At 32.9% G+C, this 20,452-nt stretch carries 20 protein-coding genes; 19 read left to right on the top strand and 1 reads right to left on the bottom strand.

Annotated elements, in window-relative coordinates; genetic code table 11:
* Nucleotides 1-26: 26 nt before the first annotated feature.
* The 5 genes from LJ207_RS08750 (at nt 27) to holA (ending at nt 5,109) form a co-directional block, all read left to right on the top strand.
* Nucleotides 27-290: a putative Se/S carrier protein gene (locus LJ207_RS08750; RefSeq protein ID WP_229346114.1), complete on the top strand. Its 264-nt coding sequence runs from the start codon at nt 27-29 to the stop codon at nt 288-290.
* A gap of 13 nt (nt 291-303) precedes the next feature.
* Nucleotides 304-915, top strand: coding sequence for a uridine kinase (gene udk, locus LJ207_RS08745; RefSeq protein ID WP_229346113.1), 612 nt, complete (start codon nt 304-306; stop codon nt 913-915).
* A 132-nt stretch (nt 916-1,047) separates the two neighbouring features.
* The gene (locus tag LJ207_RS08740; RefSeq protein ID WP_229346112.1) at nt 1,048-1,677 is read left to right on the top strand and encodes a helix-hairpin-helix domain-containing protein; all 630 of its coding nucleotides are present in this window, start codon (nt 1,048-1,050) and stop codon (nt 1,675-1,677) included.
* Entirely contained in the window at nt 1,674-4,007 is a 2,334-nt protein-coding gene (locus LJ207_RS08735) for a DNA internalization-related competence protein ComEC/Rec2 (protein ID WP_229346111.1), read from the top strand. The genes LJ207_RS08740 and LJ207_RS08735 overlap by 4 nt, the downstream gene beginning before the upstream one ends.
* 94 nt (nt 4,008-4,101) lie before the next feature.
* Complete coding sequence (holA, locus tag LJ207_RS08730) at nt 4,102-5,109, top strand: DNA polymerase III subunit delta (protein ID WP_229346110.1); 1,008 nt, start codon at nt 4,102-4,104, stop codon at nt 5,107-5,109.
* Nucleotides 5,110-5,173: 64 nt separating this feature from the next.
* Here holA and rpsT read toward each other — a convergent pair whose 3' ends face one another.
* Complete coding sequence (gene rpsT / locus LJ207_RS08725) at nt 5,174-5,434, bottom strand: 30S ribosomal protein S20 (protein WP_229346109.1); 261 nt, start codon at nt 5,432-5,434, stop codon at nt 5,174-5,176.
* A 198-nt stretch (nt 5,435-5,632) separates the two neighbouring features.
* Between rpsT and lepA the strand changes: the two genes are divergently transcribed.
* The 14 genes from lepA to LJ207_RS08655 all read left to right on the top strand — a co-directional run bounded on the left by lepA (nt 5,633) and on the right by LJ207_RS08655 (nt 20,451).
* Nucleotides 5,633-7,408: a translation elongation factor 4 gene (lepA, locus tag LJ207_RS08720; protein ID WP_229346147.1), complete on the top strand. Its 1,776-nt coding sequence runs from the start codon at nt 5,633-5,635 to the stop codon at nt 7,406-7,408.
* Nucleotides 7,401-8,555 carry a radical SAM family heme chaperone HemW gene (gene hemW / locus LJ207_RS08715; protein ID WP_229346108.1) on the top strand — a complete coding sequence of 385 codons (1,155 nt, stop codon included), beginning with the start codon at nt 7,401-7,403 and terminating at the stop codon, nt 8,553-8,555. Before lepA ends, hemW begins: the two co-directional genes overlap by 8 nt.
* A 106-nt stretch (nt 8,556-8,661) precedes the next feature.
* Complete coding sequence (gene hrcA, locus LJ207_RS08710; protein WP_229346107.1) at nt 8,662-9,711, top strand: heat-inducible transcriptional repressor HrcA; 1,050 nt, start codon at nt 8,662-8,664, stop codon at nt 9,709-9,711.
* Nucleotides 9,712-9,716: 5 nt separating this feature from the next.
* Nucleotides 9,717-10,334 carry a nucleotide exchange factor GrpE gene (grpE, locus tag LJ207_RS08705; RefSeq protein ID WP_229346106.1) on the top strand — a complete coding sequence of 206 codons (618 nt, stop codon included), beginning with the start codon at nt 9,717-9,719 and terminating at the stop codon, nt 10,332-10,334.
* A gap of 91 nt (nt 10,335-10,425) precedes the next feature.
* Nucleotides 10,426-12,291, top strand: a complete 1,866-nt coding sequence (gene dnaK, locus LJ207_RS08700) for a molecular chaperone DnaK (RefSeq protein WP_229346105.1) — start codon at nt 10,426-10,428, stop codon at nt 12,289-12,291.
* 86 nt (nt 12,292-12,377) lie between these two features.
* Complete coding sequence (dnaJ, locus tag LJ207_RS08695) at nt 12,378-13,499, top strand: molecular chaperone DnaJ (protein WP_229346104.1); 1,122 nt, start codon at nt 12,378-12,380, stop codon at nt 13,497-13,499.
* A 28-nt stretch (nt 13,500-13,527) separates the two neighbouring features.
* A complete protein-coding gene (locus tag LJ207_RS08690) occupies nt 13,528-14,280 on the top strand; it encodes a 16S rRNA (uracil(1498)-N(3))-methyltransferase (RefSeq protein ID WP_229346103.1) in 753 nt (250 codons plus the stop codon).
* A 1-nt stretch (nt 14,281) separates the two neighbouring features.
* Nucleotides 14,282-15,595 carry a tRNA (N(6)-L-threonylcarbamoyladenosine(37)-C(2))-methylthiotransferase MtaB gene (gene mtaB, locus LJ207_RS08685; protein WP_229346102.1) on the top strand — a complete coding sequence of 438 codons (1,314 nt, stop codon included), beginning with the start codon at nt 14,282-14,284 and terminating at the stop codon, nt 15,593-15,595.
* Between the two features lie 74 nt (nt 15,596-15,669).
* Nucleotides 15,670-16,014, top strand: coding sequence for a histidine triad nucleotide-binding protein (locus LJ207_RS08680; RefSeq protein ID WP_229346101.1), 345 nt, complete (start codon nt 15,670-15,672; stop codon nt 16,012-16,014).
* 23 nt (nt 16,015-16,037) lie between these two features.
* Nucleotides 16,038-16,490, top strand: a complete 453-nt coding sequence (locus tag LJ207_RS08675) for a GatB/YqeY domain-containing protein (protein ID WP_229346100.1) — start codon at nt 16,038-16,040, stop codon at nt 16,488-16,490.
* A gap of 62 nt (nt 16,491-16,552) precedes the next feature.
* The gene (locus LJ207_RS08670) at nt 16,553-17,842 is read left to right on the top strand and encodes an NfeD family protein (protein WP_229346099.1); all 1,290 of its coding nucleotides are present in this window, start codon (nt 16,553-16,555) and stop codon (nt 17,840-17,842) included.
* Between the two features lies 1 nt (nt 17,843).
* Nucleotides 17,844-18,827: a flotillin-like protein FloA gene (gene floA / locus LJ207_RS08665; RefSeq protein ID WP_229346098.1), complete on the top strand. Its 984-nt coding sequence runs from the start codon at nt 17,844-17,846 to the stop codon at nt 18,825-18,827.
* 30 nt (nt 18,828-18,857) lie between these two features.
* Nucleotides 18,858-19,307: a hypothetical protein gene (locus LJ207_RS08660; RefSeq protein ID WP_229346097.1), complete on the top strand. Its 450-nt coding sequence runs from the start codon at nt 18,858-18,860 to the stop codon at nt 19,305-19,307.
* 181 nt (nt 19,308-19,488) lie between these two features.
* Entirely contained in the window at nt 19,489-20,451 is a 963-nt protein-coding gene (locus tag LJ207_RS08655; protein ID WP_229346096.1) for a PhoH family protein, read from the top strand.
* Nucleotide 20,452: the final 1 nt, after the last annotated feature.

The raw sequence follows: 20,452 nt of genomic DNA, 5'->3' as shown, positions 1-20,452 counted from the left end.
AAAGAGAGGAAAAGGAGTTAAAGAAATTGCGAAAAAATAATAGTTACTATATAATAATCTTTCAATCTACAGAGGATTCTATAAAAGCAGAAAAAATATTAAAAGAAAATAAAATTGAACACCAGGTGATTCCCCTTCCAGATTTTATTGAATCAGATTGCAGAAGAACTATCAGAATAGATAAAAATCTCAAAGAGATTATTGATATTATCATCAACTATAGTATAATTTATAAAGGGATGTATAGGGTAGAATTTAAAAATGACAAAAAAGAATATTATAAAATTTAAAAGGGGCAAAAAAATGAAGACATTTTTAATCGGAATTGCAGGTGGGACTGCATCTGGTAAAACAACACTTGCCAGAATATTAAAGGATTCTTTTCAAGAAGATGCAATAATTTTAAAACATGATTATTATTATTATGATCGTTCTCATTTTAAAGTAGAGGATGAGAAAATAAACTTTGACCACCCTGATTCATTTGAAACAGAACTTTTGGTTAAACAATTAAAAAAGCTGAAAAAGGGAGAGGCTGTTCAAAGGCCTGTTTATTCTTATAAAACAAATGAAAGATTAGCTGAAAAAAAGAGGGTTAATCCGGCAGCAATTATCATAGTAGAGGGGATTTTAATCTTCCATTATGAAATCTTAAGAAAATTATTTGATTTAAAAATTTACGTAGACACAGATGCTGATATAAGACTTTTGCGAAGAATTAGTAGGGATATTAAAGAAAGAGATAGAAGTTTTGAATCTGTAAAAAGACAGTATTTAAGTACAGTTAAGCCGATGCATGAGAAATATGTTGAGCCAAGCAAATATTATTCTGATATAATAATTCCTCATGGTGGCTTAAATGAAATTGCCAATGACCTGATTATTAAAAAAATCAAAGATCATTTAAGAAACTAATTTAATCATATTTTTTAAAAATAATGCAGTTAACCGACTTGAGGGTCGGTTATTTTTTTTGGGTATTTTGTAATTATTTTACAGGAATTTTATTATTTATCCATAATTATTAGATAGGGGGTGGATAAATTGTTGAAAAAACTTGATAAAAAATATTTTTTGCTTGTGATCTTGCTTTTTTTCTCACTATTTTCCTATTTTTTTAATGAGAGCCCAAATTACAGTATAGATTATACTCAAGAAAAAGAGGAAGGATTAATTAGCGAAGAAAGTGCCAGCGAGATTGAAGAAAACTTTAGAATAATTGTTCATCTAGCTGGGGAAGTCAATAATCCTGGAGTTTATCAGCTAAAGGAAGGAGATCGCCTTGTTGATTTACTTAAAACTGCAGGTGGATTAACTGATAAAGCTGATCTGGAATTAATAAATCTTGCCGTGACATTGGCTGATGGCCAAAAAATTATAATTCCAAATATTGAACAGAGAAATAGAGAGGAAAATGATTTTAAAGAGCAAAACTCGATTGATTTAAATAATCTGGCTGTGATAGCTGGAGAAAATAACGGTTCATTAATCAATATTAATCGGGCAGATCTTAATCAGCTGGTAGAGCTGAGTGGAATTGGAGAAGCAAAAGCTCAAGCAATAATCAATTATAGAGAAGAAAATGGCCTTTTTCAAAGTAAAGAAGAGCTGATAAAGATAAGTGGAATAGGAGAAAAAACTTTAGATAATATCAGAGATGAGATCAGTTTAAGATGAAGCTCAATAATAAAGCATTTATATATATAGCCTCTGCAATGGTTTTGGGAGTTATTTTAGCGAGAACTTTCTTTGAAATAGAGTATTTCTTCTTTTTAAAGCTGCTGCTATTTCTTCAGTTTATGCTTTTTTTATATTACTTTATTTATGAATTTAATCTTTCTAAAAAAAAGCTGATCATTCTTTTAGTACTGTTATTTTTCTTTTTGGGTAGTGGACTATATTCTTATCAGGAATATAAATATTACAGTTCCTATTCTATTTTGAATTATCTTACTGAAGATTATATAAATATCAGAGGAAGAATTATAATAGATCCCGCCGATTTAGAAGGGGATTACCTTTATATTAAAGCTGATTATATTAATGGAGAAAAAGTTAAATATGGTAAGATAATAACAGCTAAAGAAAACTTTTATCACTATGATAATAATAGTGTTATTTCGGCTGAGTTTAGAGTATCACTACCAGAAGTGCAAAAAAATCCTGGGGGCTTTTGTTATAGAAGATTTTTAAAGCGAGATGGAATCTATCTGCAAAGTTGGTCAGTTAAAAATATAAACTATCATTACAGAAAATTTTCCTATAAGAATTATCTTATCACTGCTAAAAGCAGGCTGCTTTCTACTATAGATAATTTGCTCAGCAGAGAAAATGCAGCATTTATCAAAGCGATTTTATTAGGAGAAAGATCTGCCATAACTTATCAGAAAGAAGAACTTTTGCAAGCAGCTGGAGCCAGCCATTTACTTGCTATTTCTGGTCTACACATAGCTATAATTATTCTGATTTTTAGTTATTTTGCCTTTAATATCTTTGCAAAAAGAAAAAATGCTTTATTGTTTATAACAATATTTAATCTTATCTATATAGTTTTGGTTGGAGCAAGGGCTTCAATTATCCGTGCTTCAATATTTGCTTTATTGTATTTGTGGGCAGAAGCTTTTAACCGTGAGCCTGATTTTATAAATATAATTTCTTTTAGCCTCATAATAAATCTACTTATCAACCCCTATTTATTGTTTACAGTAGGGCTGCAGCTATCCTATTTATTAGTTTTGACCTTGTATTATTTAACACCTCTGCTTGCAGAATATGTCAACAAAGTTTTTGCAGTATCTATTGCTGCTCAGCTGGCATCGATACCTTTAATTGCATATTATTTTGGTCAATATGCCTATATAGCTTTAATCACAAATCTTTGGGTTATTCCGGCTATTAGTTTTTTGCTGCCCTTAATATTAGTGATAGTTATTTTAAGCACTTTTATAGCTCAACTTGCCTATTTGTTTGGCCCTGCTTTAGATCTAAGCTTAAACATATTTTTTAGAGCTTTAGAATTTATGACTCATATTCAGGGAAGAATGATCACAATTTCTCAACCAAATCTTATTTTAATCTTTCTATATTATATAATTTTGTTTTCTTTACCATATGTTTTCAAAAAGAGAATTGTTGAGCTGAATGAGAAAAAGTTTAGCTGCTTTAGAAAAGTTATATTGCTATCTTTTTTGATTATTTTTCTTTTGCTTTTTTCTACTTTTCATTCAGGGCTTTTAGAAGTTCATTTTATCGCTGTAGGCCAGGGAGATGGAATATATATTCAGTTTCCAGATGGTCAGAATATGCTTGTAGATACTGGACCACCTGGCTATCAGGGAAGAAATGTAGAATACAGTATTCTGCCTTTTTTAAATTACAAAGGAGTAGCAAAAATAGATTATCTTCTGATAAGTCATTTTCATGATGATCATACAGGTGGAGTGCCTGCTTTGTTGGAAAAGAAAAGGGTTAAAAATATATTGATAGCCCGAGCAGCAGAAAGAGATCAATATAAAGATTTTATTATTGACTATACTGAAAATAATCAAGCTATAAATTTGTTTTATCTCTCAGAAAATAATTTTTTAAATATTGCAGACTGCAGGCTTGATTTTTTAAATCCTCCTCAAGATATAATTTATAGAGATGAAAATAAAAATTCTCTCGTTTTTTTATTAGAATATGGCAGCCGCAGCTTTATTTTTACCGGTGATTTATACAGCTGTGGTGAAGAAAGAATAATTAAAGAACATCAACCAGGTAAAATTGATGTCTTAAAAGTGGGCCATCACGGCAGCAACACTTCCAGCAGTCCTTTCTTTTTAGATGCTATTCAGGCTGATTTAGCAGTTATTCCGGTGGGAAGAAACAACTTTAATCATCCGGCAGAAGAAGTACTAAAAAATTTGGAGCAGAGAAAAATCAAATATTTTCGAACTGATCAAGCTGGTGCAGTAGTGGTGAAAACTGATGGAAATACTTTAAAGATCAGTTCTTTTCTAAATTGAGAGTTAAATTCAAGCAGATTGTTTGCGGTATTTTGATTATTTATGATAAGATATGAGATAAGAAGTAATTAAATTTTTTTTTGGGGGACAGACTATGGAAGTTCAAAGCTTTATAGCCAATGAGAATAAATTAAAAAAATTATATTATATTTGTTCAGAAGACAATTATCTTAGAGAAGAATTCAAGCAAAAGTTTATCGATAAATTTGTGGATGAGGAAATTAAAGATTTTAATTTGTCCTTTGTTCAGCCGGGAGAAGATTATTTAAAAAGGTTAAAGAGTGCAGTTCAAACTCCACCTTTGGGCAGTGAAAAAAGATTTGTGATTTCTCATTTAGAAGCAGCTGATTCTTTTGATAAAAAAGAAGCAGAAAAGTTTATTGCTTTGCTTGAAAATTTAGCTGAAAGCACCTCTTTATTAATTTTGAGTCCTGAGCCATTAGATAAAAGAAAAAAATTATATTTAAGAATAAAAAAACAGGGCAGTTATCATGAGTTTAAAGCTCCTAAATACTCTAATTTAGACAAATGGATTGTCAGCCGCTTTAGAGAATATAATAAAAAAATTGACAAAAGGTCAATTAAAGTCTTAGAGAATATGTTCAGCAACAAATTAGAGATTCTTGCCGCTGAAATCGAGAAAATAGTTACTCGATTTCCTGATAAAGAAAAAATATCATATTATGATATAAAAGATTTAATCAGTCGGGAAAGATTTATAGAAGATGAAGAGATCTTTGCTTTTTTAGATCTGATCGGAGAGAAGAAAACTGATAAAGCTCTTTTAAGTCTTAAGGAAATGCTGAACAAAGGGGTATATCCGCTATATTTATTAACAATGTTGGCAAATCAAATTGAATTATTGATGCAGGTTAAGTTTTACAGTCAGTTTACAAAAAACAATAAAGAAATTGCCAAAAAAATAAATAAACATCCCTATCCTGTTAAAAAAGCTCTGCAGAGATCTAGGAATTTCACTCAATTAGAATTGGAAAAGATCTTAGAAGAAATCTTAACTGCTAATTATCATTTCTTAACAGGCTATTATCCAGATCAAAATACTGCTTTAGAAATGATAATAATTAAAGCAATCAACTATTAAAAACAAAAAAACCCATCCAAGCTGGATGAGTTTTCAAAATTAAAAAGATAGCTATCTTTTTTATTTACATATTATTATACATTTTTGTGAGGCGGGATTTTTTGCGGGCTGCGTTATTTTTATGAATTATATTGCGTGATACAGCCTTATCGATGACCTTAATAGTCTCTCTTAACTGTTCTTCTGCTTCTTCTTTATTCCCTGTTTCAACTGCATTTTCAAAATCTTTGATGGCTGTTTTAAGTTTATTTTTCCATTCGCGATTTTGAGCAGTCTTCTTTTCTGTAACTTTAACTCTCTTTTTTGCAGACTTAATAATAGGCATCTAACTTCACCCCCTCTTGATAATGGATATTTATAATTTCAGACTTGATTTGCAACATTACAATTTTAACATGTAAATTTATAAAATGCAAGGGTTAAAAAGTCTTTTTTAATCTCTATATGCTTGATTATAAAATATGGTGGTGTTATAATTACAACAGCATTAAATTTTAGAGGAGGAAGCTATTTGCAGACTGATATGATAAGAAACTTTTGCATAATTGCTCATATTGATCACGGGAAATCTACCCTGGCTGATCGTATGCTGGAGTTTACAAATACAATTACAGATCGAAATATGCAGGCTCAGGTATTAGATAAAATGGATTTAGAAAGAGAAAGAGGAATAACTATTAAGGCTCAGGCTGTTACAATTGATTATCAGGGTTATGAACTTAATTTAATTGATACACCAGGCCATGTTGACTTTTCCTATGAAGTATCAAGAAGTCTTGCTGCCTGTGAGGGAGCTCTTTTGGTTATTGATGCTGCCCAGGGTGTAGAGGCTCAAACCATGGCCAATATTTATTTAGCTTTAGAACATGATTTGGAGATTATTCCTGTAATCAATAAAATTGATTTACCGGCTGCCAACCCAGATATGGTAAAAGAACAGCTGCTGGATATTGGTATCGATCCAGATGAAGCAATTTTAGCAAGTGCTAAAGATGGTACCAATATTGATAAAATTTTAGATGCTGTTATCGAAAGGGTTCCTGCCCCATATGCAGGAGGTAATGAACCACTTCGTGCTTTAGTTTTTGATTCTTTTTATGATTCTTATCAGGGTGTTATCGCCTATGTTAGAATTGTAGAAGGTTCTGTTAAAAAAGATGATATAATTTTACTAATGTCTAATAAAAAGAGTTATGAGGTAGATGAAGTAGGATTTTTTGCCCCTGATATGAAAGAAAAAGATGAATTAAGTTCTGGTGAGGTTGGTTATATTATTGCTGGTATAAAAGATGTTCGTAATTGTAGAGTTGGTGATACGATAACCAAAAAAGATCGACCTGCAGATAAAGCTCTACCCGGATATAAAAAGGTTAAACCGATGGTTTTCAGTGGTTTATACCCAACAGATAATGCTGATTATGAAGTTTTAAAAGAGGCTTTAGAAAAACTGCAGTTAAATGATGCTTCTTTTACTTTTGAAGCCGAAACCTCAGAAGCACTTGGCTTTGGTTTTCGCTGTGGATTTTTAGGCCTACTTCATATGGAAGTAATTCAGGAAAGGCTGGAAAGAGAATATGATCTTGATTTAGTAATTACAGCTCCAAGTGTAGAATATAAGATAATTAAGAAAAATGGGGAAGAATTAGAAATAGAAAACCCCGCCTTATTTCCAGACCCATCTGAAACCGAAAAAATAAAAGAACCTTTTGTTACTGCAGAGATTCACCTACCTGAAGAGTATGTTGGTCAGGCAATGGAATTATGTCAGGAAAACCGCGGTGAATTTAAAGATATGCAGTATGTAAATCAAGACAGGGTTAATTTAAAATATGAAATGCCTTTAAGTGAAATTATTACAGACTTTTTTAATCAGTTAAAATCAAGAACCAGGGGTTATGCAACCCTTGATTATGAGTTTGAAGGTTATAAAGAATCGAAGCTTGTTAAACTTGATATTTTAGTTAATAAAGAAGTTGTTGATGCTTTATCTACCATAGTCCATGAAGAAAATTCTTATCAGCGTGGTAATGCATTAACTAGGAAATTAAAAGAGGTAATTCCACGTCATATGTTTAAAGTACCGATTCAGGCAGCAGTTGGCGGAAAGATTATCGCCAGAGTTAACATTCCTGCCGTTAGAAAAAATGTTTTGCAAAAATGTTATGGTGGAGATGTAAGTAGGAAGAGAAAACTGCTTGAAAAGCAAAAAGAAGGTAAAAAAAGAATGAAACAGGTTGGTAGTGTGGAAATTCCTCAGGAAGCATTTATGACTGTTCTAGAAAGGCATGAAGATGAGTAAAGAAATTAGATTTAATGAAGCTTCAGCTCTCTATATTCATATCCCATTTTGTCTTTCTAAATGTCCATACTGTGATTTTTATTCAGTTGAATATGATAAAAAAAGGGTGGACCTGTATTGGGCCGCCCTTTTTCAGGAATTAGAGTCTTTAATTAAATCTGTAGATAATAAATTACTGCGTTCAATTTATATAGGTGGAGGAACACCATCTTTAATTAGTGGTGAAAAAATATTTGCCCTGCTTAAAAAAATAAGAAGCTCTTTTCAACTTCCTCCAACTGCAGAAATAACAATCGAAGCTAATCCCCTTTCTTTAAGTGAAGAAAAAATTATCGCTTATAAAAGAGCGGGAGTCAATCGCATCAGTTTGGGTATTCAATCATTTAATAATAAATTTTTAGATTTTTTAGGTAGAAATAGCAGTCGAGAGAAAAATATTGACTCAATTAAATTGCTCAAAAAGTACTTTAGTAATTATAGTCTGGATTTGATTTTTGCTCTACCTGAACAAAGTGGGGAAGAATTTAAAAGGGATTTAGAAATCCTAAGTTCTTTTAATCCACCCCATATTTCTTTATATAATCTCGAAATTCATGAACAAACACCCTTTTATCAGAGATTAGAAAAAGGTGAATTTAAACTGCCAGCTGATAAAATTGATGCAGAAATGTATAATTTTGCCCAGAACTTCTTCTTAAAAGCAGGTTATAATAATTATGAGATATCTAATTTTGCCAAAAGTGGTTATAGAGCTCAACATAATTATCTATACTGGCGTTATAATAGCTATCTTGCTTTAGGTCCAGGTGCAGCTGCTTTTAATGGTAAAATAAGATATAAAAATAGGGCTGATCTAAATAAATATTTAAAAAGTTTTTTAGCAGATCAAAAAGTAGAAAGAGAGATAAATTTTTTAACTAAAGAAGACAGGATGGCCGAATATTGTTTTCTGGCTCTAAGAACTAGAGCTGGTTTAAGTTTACATCAGTTTTATTTAAACTTTAAAGAAGATTTTAATAATCTTTACCGAGATTCGGTGGATAAACTAAAAAACAAATCTCTCTTAGCAGAGAGTAATAATCGTCTTTATTTGACAGCAAAAGGAAAACTATTGGCAAACGAAGTTTTTCTGGTTTTTTTAAAATAAATTAGAAAATAATTCAGATTATTATTTGACAAAAAAATATCAATATGTTATTTTATTATTAGCTGTTAGCACTCTCGTTAAGCGAGTGCTAAAAAAGAGGTGAGAAATGATGGTTGAAGAACTTGACAAACGAAAAAAAAGAATACTGCAGGCCATCATTCAGGAGCATATAATTTCTGCATCTCCGATTGGTTCAAGAACTCTTGCAAAAAAATATAGTCTGGATGTAAGTCCTGCAACTATCAGAAATGAAATGGCTGATTTAGAAGATTTAGGCTATCTAGAACAGCCTCATACTTCTGCTGGCCGGATACCTTCTGATAAAGGTTACCGATATTATGTTGATGAATTGATTAGAAGAGAAGAACAGGATGTTAGTGGAATAATTAAAAATATTGAGGATTTATATCAGGATCTACAAAATGTCCAGGACATTATTTCTGGTATGGCTAAAATGCTTTCAAATATTACTCATTATACTGCTTTAGTAAGTGAACCGAAAACTCAAGTTAGTAGGTTAAAAAAAGTTGAAATAATGCAGTTAGAAAATAACTCTTTATTGGTTGTTCTGGTTACCGATACAGGAATGGTCAATAACAAAATTATTAAATTGCAGCAGAGCTTATCTGCTCGAAAAATTTCTTATTTAAACAGCTTTTTAAGTGATAAATTGGAAAATAAGCTTTTATCTGAGCTTGATCTTAATTACTTAAATAGTTTAGAAAAAGAGCTGCTGGCAAAATTAGACCTGTCAGTAGATTTATTTAAGCAATTTTATAATGAGTTAGAAGGAGCTTTTGAGCCTGATGGAGTTAAAGTTTATTTGGGTGGTACTTCCTATATTTTAGAACAGCCCGAATTTAATGATTTGGAGAGATTGAAAAAAATGCTCAAATTGCTTGATCAGGAAGAAATGCTGAAAAAAATTATTAACAGTATTTCTAACCAGGATTTAGAGATAAAAATTGGTCAAGAAAATGAATTAGAAGATATTAAAAACTGCTCACTTGTAGTAGCAACTTACTATATTTCAAATAGAGCAGTGGGTAAGATTGGTGTTATTGGACCAACCCGAATGGAATATCCAAGAGTTATTTCTTCGGTTGATGTAATTTCTGATATATTAGGCAACTTAATTTCTAAAGCGAGTGGGTGATTTGTGTGAACAAAGAAAAAGAAGATCAGCAAAACACTGAAAATCAAAATTTTAATAATCAAGAAGAAAAAACAAATAAGGCTGAAGAAGATTTAAATAGTTCTAAAAATAACTCTGCAGAAGGAGATGTTAAATTAGAACTAACTAGAGAAGAATTAGTAGATGAATTAAGGGAGAAAAACCAAAAGATTGAAGAATTGGATGCAGAAATTGATGATCTATTAAATAGATTGCAGAGACTTCAGGCTGATTTTGTTAATTATCGCAAAAGAAGTCAGAGAGAAAAAGCTGAAATGACTATTCAGGGTAAAATAGAACTTGCTTCCAGTCTGCTGCCAATTTTTGATAATTTTGAAAGGGCATTAAAGGCTGAAGATAGTGATTCTGAATTCTATAGTGGGGTAGAAATGATATATAAGCAATTCTTAAAGGCTTTTTCAGATGAAGGAATAGAAGAAATTGAGGCTGAAGGTGAAGAATTTAATCCCGAGTTTCATGAAGCTATTATGAAGGTTGAAGCTGAAGAGGAGCTTGATAAAGAACTTGTAATAGATGTAATGCAAAAAGGCTTTATGATCGAGGGAAGAGTTATTAGACCAGCTATGGTTAGGGTCGCTGTTTAAAGTGTTGTTAAATCTTTTTAAATTATAGTTATTAATAAATTTAGATAAAACTTATAAAAAATGGTATAGAATTTTTAAGGAGGAAGATAAAATGGGTAAAGTTATAGGTATTGACTTAGGAACTACAAATTCTTGTGTAGCAGTAATGGAAGGTGGAGAACCTACTGTTATTCCAAACAAAGAGGGTGGAAGAACAACTCCTTCTGTTGTCGCTTATTCTAAAAAGGGAGAAAGAATTGTAGGTGAACATGCTAAACGTCAGGCAATAACTAATCCTGATCAAACAGTAACCTCTATTAAAAGAGAAATGGGATCAGATCATAGTGTTGAGCTTAATGAAGAAAAATATACACCACAAGAAATATCTGCTATGATTTTGCAGAAAATAAAAAGAGATGCAGAGGAATATTTAGGTGAAGAAGTAGATGAAGCTGTAATAACTGTACCAGCTTATTTTACTGATAGTCAGCGTCAGGCAACAAAAGATGCAGGTAAAATTGCCGGTTTGAAAGTTGAAAGAATAATTAATGAACCAACTGCTGCTTCATTAGCATATGGATTTGATGATAAATCAGAACAAACAATTTTAATTTATGACCTTGGTGGAGGTACCTTTGATGTTTCTATTCTTGATATAGGGGATGGAGTTTTTGAGGTAATTGCTACCAGTGGTAATAACCACTTAGGTGGAGATGATTTTGACCAAAGAATTATTCAATATTTAGCTGATGAATTCAAAAATTCTACCGGAATTGATCTTAGAAAAGATAAAATGGCTTTACAAAGACTTAAAGATGCTGCAGAAAAAGCAAAAATAGAGCTTTCTAGTGTTAAACAAACTAATATTAATCTGCCATTTATCACTCAGACAGAATCAGGTCCTGAGCATTTAGATATAGATTTAACTAGAGCTAAATTTGAAAAGCTAATTAGTGACTTAATCGAAGATACAATGAAACCTGCCCGTCAGGCTTTAAGTGATGCAGGTATGGAATCTTCCGATATTGATGAGGTTATCCTGGTTGGTGGTTCAACTAGAATTCCAGCTGTTCAGTCAGCTGTTGAAGATCTAATCGGTAAAGATGCTCATAAAGGTATTAATCCTGATGAAGTTGTTGCTGTTGGGGCAGCAATTCAGGGAGGTATTCTTTCTGGTGAGGTTGATGATGTAGTATTACTTGATGTAACACCACTATCATTAGGTATTGAAACCTTAGGTGGAGTGTTTACTAAATTGATTGAAAGAAATACTACAATTCCTACCTCAAAGAGTAAAATATTCTCAACTGCAAGTGATAATCAAACAAGTGTAGATATTCATGTTCTGCAGGGTGAAAGAAAAATGGCCAAAGATAATAAAACATTAGGCCGTTTCCAATTAACAGATATTCCACCTGCACCTCGTGGAGTACCACAAATTGAGGTTGAGTTTGAGATTGATAAAAACGGAATTGTCCATGTATCTGCTAAAGATAAAGGAACTGGTAATTCAGAAAATATCACAATCAAGTCTACAAGTGGTTTATCTGAAGAAGAAATTGAAGAGATGGTTAAAGATGCAGAAGAACATGAAGAAGAAGATAAAAAACGAGTAGAAAAAATTGAAACTCGCAATGAAGCAGATGCACTTGTTCATCAAACAGAAAAAACCCTCAAAGATGCTGGAGATAAAGTTCCTGCTGAAATCAAAGATAAAGTAGAAGCAGCAAAAGATGAACTTGAGAAGGCATTAGAAGGTGATGATATTGATGAAATTAAGGCTAAAATGGAAGCTTTAACTGAAGAATTGACAGAACTAAGCTCTGAGCTTTATAGTCAGGCAGAAGGTGCTCAAGCTGGTGCTGGAGCAGCTGGAGCTCAGCCCGGAGCACAAGGAAGAGCGCAAACAGAAAGTAGTGAAGATGACAATACAGTAGATGTAGACTATGAAGAAGTAGATGAAGACGAAGAGAAATAATTAAAATAAGATATAAACTCAGTTAAAGGGGGAGTTAGGCTCTCCCTATAACTGTTTATCTTTTTTTTTAGAGAGGTGACTTTAAGATGGCTCAAAAAGATTATTATGAAATACTTGGTGTAAGCCGAGATGCTGATCAAAGTGAAATTAAAAAAGCATATCGTAAATTGGCAAAAAAGTATCATCCTGATATGAACCAGGATGGAGAAGATACATCTGATAAATTTAAAGAGATTTCTGAAGCTTATGAGATATTGAGTGACCCTGATAAGAGAGCTCGTTATGACCAATATGGCCACTCTGGTATCAATGATAATGACTTTAACTTTGATGACTTTGCTCGTGGTGGTTTTGGTGGTCTTGACGACCTATTCAACATGTTTGGTTTTGGTGGTGGCAGTAGAAGACAAAATGGACCAAAACGTGGTGCAGATCTTCAATATAGAATGGAAATTTCTTTTGAAGAAGCTGCTTTTGGTGGTAAAAAAGAAATTAGGCTGCCCCGTGAAGAAGAATGTGACCGCTGTGATGGTAGTGGAGCAGAACCTGGCTCAGATGTAAAAACCTGTCCAGATTGTCATGGTCAGGGTCAGGTTAGAACCAGTAAACAGACTCCTTTTGGTCAGTTTACTCAAAGTAGGGTTTGTCCGACCTGTAGAGGTGAAGGTAAAATAATCTCTGAACCTTGTACTAAATGTAATGGTTCAGGTAAAGTTCGTAAAAAACGCAAATTAACCGTTAATATTCCTGAAGGTGTTGACACCGGAACTCGTTTAAGAATGGCCGGGGAAGGTCAGGCTGGAGAAAAAGGTGGACCAGCAGGAGACCTATATATAATTATCGATGTTCAAGATCACGAAATATTTGATCGTAAAGGAGATGATCTTTACTGTGAGGTACCGATAAGCTTTGTTCAGGCTGCCTTAGGTGACAAGATAAAAGTCCCTACATTAGAAGGTAAAGTTCAATTTGATATTCCTGAAGGTACCCAACCAGGAACTTCATTCAGATTAAAAAATAAAGGTATTTCTCATCTCAATGGCTATGGCCGTGGTGATCAATATATTAAGGTAAAAGTTATTATACCTAAAAATCTTGATAATGAACAAAAAGAATTACTGGCTAAATTTGCTGAAATAAGTGGTGAAGAAATAAACCCGGAGCATAAAAGTTTTTTAAAAAAAATAAAAGACGCACTTAATGTATGAATAAAGAAATTATACGGAGTGAAAGAAAATGAATAAATTTTTCATTAAAGAAAGTGCAGCAATTGGAGAAAAAATTTCTATTCAAGGAAATGATTATAATCATCTTAAAAATTCCCTGCGCCTTAATATAGGTGACAGGGTTATTGTTTCTGATAAAGATGGTTTTGATCTGCAGGCAAAGATAGTTGCTTTTAATGATGACTCAGCTGAATTAGAGGTCATCGAGCGCGAAAAATCTGCAGTTGAAGCAGAATTGAAGGTTATTATAGCTCAGGGGCTGCCCAAAAAAAGAAAAATGGACTTAATTGTTGAGAAGGCAACTGAAATTGGCTTCAAAGCTCTGATACCATTAGAAACAGAGAGAACAATAGTTAAATATAATCATAAAAAGAAGCAGAAAAAACTTAAAAGATGGCAGAGAGTTGCAGAAGCAGCTGCCAAACAGTCGGGAAGATCTCTGATCCCGGAAATAAGAGATTTTTGTTCTCTTTCTGCTTTAAAAGAACTGAAAGATGAATTTGATTATTCTTTAATTTTGTGGGAAGATGAAGCTGAATTTTCTCTAAAAAAATTTTTTAAGCAAAATCAGCCTGCAGATGATGCTATAATATTATTGATTATCGGGCCAGAAGGTGGTTTCTCTGCAGAAGAAGTTGAAAAAGCAAAAAAAGATCTGCAGGCAGAGGTTATTAGCTTGGGACCAAGAATAATGAGAACAGAAACGGCAGGGATTTCCGCTTTATCCTGTTTATTATATGAGAAAGGTGAACTTGGTGGTTAAAATGAATAAAAAAGCAGCTTTTTATACTCTCGGCTGTAAAGTAAATCAATATGAAACAGAAGCAATCATAGATATTTTTTTAGATAATGATTTTGAGGTTGTAGATTTTTCTGATGAGGCAGATATTTATATAATTAATAGCTGTACTGTAACCAATCAAGCTGCCAGTAAAAGCAGAAAAATTGCTAGAAGAGCAAAAAGAAGTAATAATGAGAGTTTAGTCGCTGTTGTTGGCTGTTACAGCCAGGCATTTCCGGAAGAGGTCAGTTCCATATCTGAAATTGATTTTGTGATGGGAAGTAGTGACAAAGCTAAAATTGTTAAAAAGGTTGATAAATTACTGGCTGGTAAGGAAATAGAGAATCAAATAAAAGATTATCAAGAATTAAAAGATTATGAAGAACTTGAGCTAAAAAGATTAACAAATAGAACCAGAGCTAATATAAAAATTGAAGATGGCTGTAATCAATTCTGCAGTTATTGTATAATTCCCTATGCCAGAGGACCTGTCAGGAGTAGAGAGCAAAAATCAATTCTAAAAGAGGTTAAAAAGATGGTTGAAGAGGGAGTTAAAGAGATCATCTTAACAGGAACTCATCTGGGAGCATATGGAAGTGAGAAAAACAATACCGCTGCTTTAGGTGAACTACTGCAGGAATTAAGTGAAGTGGAAAATCTGCAGAGGCTCAGGCTTAGCTCAATTGAAGGTACAGAAATTGATAGTAAAATGATAGATTTAATGGCAGAAAAGGATATTTTTTGTCCCCACCTCCACCTACCTCTGCAAAGTGGGAGCAATAAAATTTTAAAAGCCATGCAGAGACCCTATACAGCTGAAGAATTTGCCAAAACTGTTAATAAAATAAGGGCTAAAATACCTGATATTGCAATTACAACTGATGTTATTGTTGGTTTTCCCGGAGAAACGCAAAAAACTTTTGAGCAAACATTAGAGCTGGTCAAAGAGCTTAAATTTACTAAAGTACATGTTTTTCCCTTTTCAGCTCGTGAAGGTACACCCGCTTATAAGATGGATAACAAAGTTAATGGCAATATTATTAAAAAATACAGCAAAAAACTGCGGGAGCTCAATCAATCATTAATGAAAGAGTATCAGGCTAAATTTTTGGGTCAAAGCAAAAAAGTTTTAATAGAAGAAGAAAGAGATCAGCAAACAGGATTATTAACCGGTTATACAGATAATTATCTTAAGGTGCTGCTTGCTGGCCCTGATAAAATTAAAAACACTTTAACAGAAGTTGAGCTCGAGAGTTCATTTGATTATTCTCATATAAAAGGAAAAATCATAGAATAGCAGGAACTAAGAGCTTTTAAGAGAATATAAGTAATAGATGATAAAGCAAAATAATTATTTTTGGAGGTGTTAGAATGGAAGATTGTCTTTTCTGTAAAATAGCAGCAGGAAAAATTGATACAGACTTTGTCTATAGTGATGAAAAGCTTGTGGTTTTTGAAGATATTAATCCTCAGGCACCTGTTCATCTTCTAATAGTACCAAAAAAACACATTTCTGATCTCAATAATTTAGAAGAAAAAGATAATAAGTTAATAGGTCATATTTATCAGGTGGCAAAAGAGCTGGCTGCAGAAAAAAACATTGCTGAAAGTGGTTATAGAATTGTTAGTAACTGCAATCAAGATGGCGGTCAGACTGTTTATCACATTCATTTTCATTTATTAGGGGGAAGGAAACTGCAGTGGCCTCCAGGCTAATATAAAATTAGGGAGTTGGCAAAATGGAAGCTTTAAAGAAAAGACTTTTAGAAGATATGAAAAAAGCTATGAAAGAAAAAGATAAAGAGCGCTTAGCAGTAATAAGAATGACAAGATCAGAAATAAAAAATAAAGAGATTGAAACTGGCAAAGAGCTAGATGATAAAGAAGTAATTGCTGTAATAGCAAAACAGCTAAAATCGATTAAAGACTCAATACCTGATTTCAAAAAATCAGGCAAAAAAGAGGTAATGGATAAACTTTATAGAGAAATGGAAATATTAGAAGAATATTTACCAGAACAGATGTCAGAAGAGGAAATCGATAAAACTGTTGCAGCAGTAATTGCTGAAACTGGTGCAGAAAGCATGCAGGATATGGGCCAGGTTATGGCTAAAATAATGCCCAAGATAAAAGGAAGGGCTGATGGTAGTTTAGTCAGCCAAAAGGTTAAAGAAAAGCTCAGTCAAAAATAGCTGATTTATTTATATAGAGGAGGTTCATATCCTCCCAGTCCTCATTATGGGGGTGAAAATTGATGAGAAAAATTTTGGTTTTTTTAATATTGTTTTTAGTGGTTATCTCTGTTTTTTCTTCAGTAGAACAGGCTGAAGCCTCTATTTATCATATCCGTTTAGAAGGTGAAATAAATATAGCTCAGTATTCTTTTATTAATGATGCTTTAAGCAGGGCAGAAGCCGAAGGAGCTGAAGAGTTTATAATTGAAATAAATAGTCTTGGTGGTTTTGTTGATCCTGCTTTGAGAATTAGAGATAGAATATTTGATTCTCCGCTGAGGATTATCACCTTTGTTAATGGTAGAGCCTGGTCTGCGGCAGCCTTGATTGCTTTGACCGGCGATGAAATATATCTTTCCTCAGGCTCCAGTATTGGAGCAGCAGAAACCAGACCTCAGGAAGAAAAAATAATTTCTGCTCTCAGAAAAGAATTTGCTGCAACCGCAGAAAGAACAGGCAGAGATGGAAGAATAGCAGAAGCAATGGTCGACTCTGATATTGAAATTGAGTCGATAATCGAAAGAGAAAAGCTGCTTACCCTGACAGCCAGAGAAGCGGTTGAGTTGGGGATGGGAGATTTTATAGCTGAAAATTTAAACGAATTGAGTGAATTAAAAGCGATTGATCCCGGAGAAATTATAAGTATAGAAAGAAGCAGTTTGCATAACATTGTTGCTATAATAACAAATCCTTATTTTAGTGGTCTGTTATTAATAATTGCTTTTTCTGCTTTAATTTTTGAAGCTTTAACACCCGGCTTTGCTGTGGGTGGTACGCTTGGAATTATTTCTTTATTGATATTTTTTGCCGGTCATATTTTGACCGGAGCAATTGGAACTGGAATGGTAATTCTCTTTATAATTGGCATTATACTGATCTTTTTCGAGATTTTTGTTATTCCAGGTTTTGGTGTAGCCGGTATAAGTGGTATAACAGCTGTTTTAATCAGTTTATTCTTTGTTTTCCCCAATCGAGCAATAGCGCTTAATGTACTGTTGGGGGTTGTGTTTTTCACCCTTTTAATTGCTTTTCTAATGGTTAAAAAGATGGGTACAAGCCGTTTCTGGAATAAAATATCACTTGAGACAAGTTCAAAAGAATATTATTCATCTTCAGACAAACAGGATTATGTAGGCCGCAAAGCTCTTACAATAACCAAATTAAGACCGGCAGGTACAATAGAAATTGATAACAGAAGGATTGATGCAGTAAGTGAAGGTGGTTTTATAGAAAAAGACAGTTTAGTAGAAGTTGTATCAGTTTCTGGCAGCAGAATAGTTGTTAGAGAAATAGAAGAGGAGGCAGAATAAAATGGAACTATTAACAGTGTTATTTTTAATTGCCTTATTGGCATTTTTAGTCCTGTTTTTTTACTTTATACCAATTGGACTTTGGATTTCAGCTACAGCAGCTGGAGTAAAGGTTAGTTTTTTTAATTTAATCGGTATGAGATTAAGAAGGGTTATTCCATCATCAATAGTAGGACCGATGATCAAAACTCACAAAGCTGGTATGGAAATAAGCAGTGATCAGCTTGAAGCACATTATCTTGCTGGAGGTAATGTAGATCGGGTTGTTGATGCTTTAATAGCTGCTCATCGAGCAGAAATTGAGCTCAGCTTTGAACGCGCAGCAGCAATTGATCTGGCAGGAAGAGATGTGTTAGAAGCTGTAAAAATGAGTGTAAACCCTAAGGTTATTCAAACTCCTATTGTTACAGCAGTTGCTATGGATGGTATTCAGGTTATGGCTACAGCCAGAGTTACTGTAAGAGCTAATATAGACCGTTTAGTTGGTGGAGCTGGCGAAGAAACAGTACTGGCTAGAGTTGGAGAAGGTATTGTTACTACTGTAGGTTCAGCTGAATCCCATAAAAAAGTACTTGAAAATCCTGATTCTATCTCAAAAACTGTTTTAGATAAAGGCCTTGATTCAGGTACTGCTTTTGAAATATTATCTATTGATATCGCTGATGTAGATGTTGGTAAGAACATTGGTGCTCAACTGCAGACAGATCAGGCAGAAGCTGATAAAGAAATCGCTCAAGCTAAAGCTGAAGAAAGAAGAGCAATGGCAGTTGCAGAAGAACAAGAGATGAAAGCTAAGGTACAGGAAATGAGAGCTAAAGTGGTAGAAGCAGAGGCTCAAGTTCCTTTAGCTATGTCAGAAGCTCTTAAAAAAGGTAATATGGGTGTTATGGATTATATGAATTTTAAAAATATCGAATCTGATACAAAGATGAGATCAAGTATTTCTGAATCATCAGAAAAAAACAAAGAGATCAGTGAAAATTAATTTGAACCATTAACAGGAGGGATTAATTGTATGGAGAGTTTAATATATTTACTTCCTGTTTTAATCTTCTTTTTCGTTATTATGGCTAAAATAATTAAAACCTTTAAAAGGCTATTTGACTTTATTCAAGAGAAAGCCGCAGAAATAGAAAGAGAAAGGAAAGAAGATTATTCAAAAAGAAAAGACTCTAATTATGACTATCAATATGATCATCAAGAAGAAGCTTATGATGATTATAAATTAGCTTATGAAGAAGAAAAAGTTGAAGAAGATGAGCAGGTTGAAGCTGAAAAGAGTTCTACCGCAGAAGAAGCTATTTCTAAAGATAAAGCAAAAAAGCAAAAAGAGCGTTCAATTTCTGCTGCTAAAAAGGGGAAAGTTTATCTTGCTGAGGAATTTAAAGATTTCAGCGAATTAGAAAAGGCTGTAATTTATAAAGAAATTTTGTCAGAGCCAAAAGCCCTGCAGAAAAGAAGGTAAATTCATATATTTGTAAAAGCTGCAGCCTAGCTTGGTTGCAGTTTTTTCAAGTAATTTGTAATCCACATCCAATTCTATGATATAATAAAAAAATAGCCTTTAATTAAATCCTTTGTCTAAAAAAGGAAGGATTATTTTCTTTACTCTAGAAGTTAATAAAATAATGAGGGAGGATTAAAAATTGTCTAAAGAAGAAAGTAGAATAGAAATAAATGATTACCAGATTGCTCAAAACTTTTTTGGGCATAATGATAGAAATTTAAAATTATTAGAAAATATACTAGCTGTTAAACTTAGTGGAAGAGGCAACCAAATAAAAATAGAATGTCAGGATTGTAATATAGAGAAAAAAGAGATGATAATCAAAAAGCTTCTTTCTATGACTAATAAAAAAGATGAGTTTCCACCCCGGAAATTAAAATATGCAGCTGAATTGTTGAAAAGGAATCCCGAAATCAATTTAAACGATATTTATGATGAGGTAATTCAGGAAAATTATAAGGGAAGAAAAATTAAAGCTAAAACCATGGGCCAGAAATTATATATTGAGTCGATCAAAAATAGGGATATAGTTTTTTCTATTGGACCTGCTGGGACAGGTAAGACATATTTAGCTATGGTAATGGCGGTTAAAAGCCTGATGAACAACCAGGTTAATAGGATAGTATTAACAAGACCTGCAATTGAGGCAGGAGAAAATCTAGGTTTTTTACCAGGTGATATGCAGGAAAAAGTTGATCCGTATTTAAGACCTTTATATGATGCTCTTTATGATATTTTAGGACCCGAAAAAGCAAAATTATATCAGGAAAAAGATATTATTGAAGTTGCTCCTTTAGCCTATATGAGGGGAAGGACTTTAGATGATTCATTTGTGATTTTAGATGAAGCTCAAAATACGACCTTAGAACAGATGAAAATGTTTTTAACCAGAATTGGTTTTAATTCTAAAGCAGTAATTACAGGTGATATAACTCAGATTGATTTACCCCATAAGAAAAATTCCGGACTAGCAACTGTGCAGAAAATATTGAAGAATATTAAAGGAATAGATTTTGTTTATTTAACCAGACATGATGTTGTACGCCATGATCTTGTTAAAGAAATTATTAAAGCATACGAAAGTTATGAAAGTGGGAGCTAAT

The sequence above is a fragment of the Halanaerobium polyolivorans genome (assembly GCF_020711195.1).
GTDB lineage: Bacteria > Bacillota > Halanaerobiia > Halanaerobiales > Halanaerobiaceae > Halanaerobium > Halanaerobium polyolivorans.
Note: the sequence above shows the minus strand (reverse complement) of the source record. Positions and strands in the feature narration are given on the sequence as shown.

Bases quoted from the DNA above. Each gene is read 5' to 3' on its own strand.
- udk (WP_229346113.1), top strand. From the start codon at position 304: ATGAAGACATTTTTAATCGGAATTGCAGGTGGGACTGCATCTGGTAAA.
- LJ207_RS08735 (WP_229346111.1), top strand. From the start codon at position 1,674: ATGAAGCTCAATAATAAAGCATTTATATATATAGCCTCTGCAATGGTT.
- holA (WP_229346110.1), top strand. From the start codon at position 4,102: ATGGAAGTTCAAAGCTTTATAGCCAATGAGAATAAATTAAAAAAATTA.
- rpsT (WP_229346109.1), bottom strand. From the start codon at position 5,434: ATGCCTATTATTAAGTCTGCAAAAAAGAGAGTTAAAGTTACAGAAAAG.
- lepA (WP_229346147.1), top strand. From the start codon at position 5,633: ATGATAAGAAACTTTTGCATAATTGCTCATATTGATCACGGGAAATCT.
- hemW (WP_229346108.1), top strand. From the start codon at position 7,401: ATGAGTAAAGAAATTAGATTTAATGAAGCTTCAGCTCTCTATATTCAT.
- hrcA (WP_229346107.1), top strand. From the start codon at position 8,662: ATGATGGTTGAAGAACTTGACAAACGAAAAAAAAGAATACTGCAGGCC.
- dnaK (WP_229346105.1), top strand. From the start codon at position 10,426: ATGGGTAAAGTTATAGGTATTGACTTAGGAACTACAAATTCTTGTGTA.
- dnaJ (WP_229346104.1), top strand. From the start codon at position 12,378: ATGGCTCAAAAAGATTATTATGAAATACTTGGTGTAAGCCGAGATGCT.
- LJ207_RS08690 (WP_229346103.1), top strand. From the start codon at position 13,528: ATGAATAAATTTTTCATTAAAGAAAGTGCAGCAATTGGAGAAAAAATT.
- mtaB (WP_229346102.1), top strand. From the start codon at position 14,282: ATGAATAAAAAAGCAGCTTTTTATACTCTCGGCTGTAAAGTAAATCAA.
- LJ207_RS08680 (WP_229346101.1), top strand. From the start codon at position 15,670: ATGGAAGATTGTCTTTTCTGTAAAATAGCAGCAGGAAAAATTGATACA.
- LJ207_RS08675 (WP_229346100.1), top strand. From the start codon at position 16,038: ATGGAAGCTTTAAAGAAAAGACTTTTAGAAGATATGAAAAAAGCTATG.
- LJ207_RS08670 (WP_229346099.1), top strand. From the start codon at position 16,553: ATGAGAAAAATTTTGGTTTTTTTAATATTGTTTTTAGTGGTTATCTCT.
- floA (WP_229346098.1), top strand. From the start codon at position 17,844: ATGGAACTATTAACAGTGTTATTTTTAATTGCCTTATTGGCATTTTTA.
- LJ207_RS08660 (WP_229346097.1), top strand. From the start codon at position 18,858: ATGGAGAGTTTAATATATTTACTTCCTGTTTTAATCTTCTTTTTCGTT.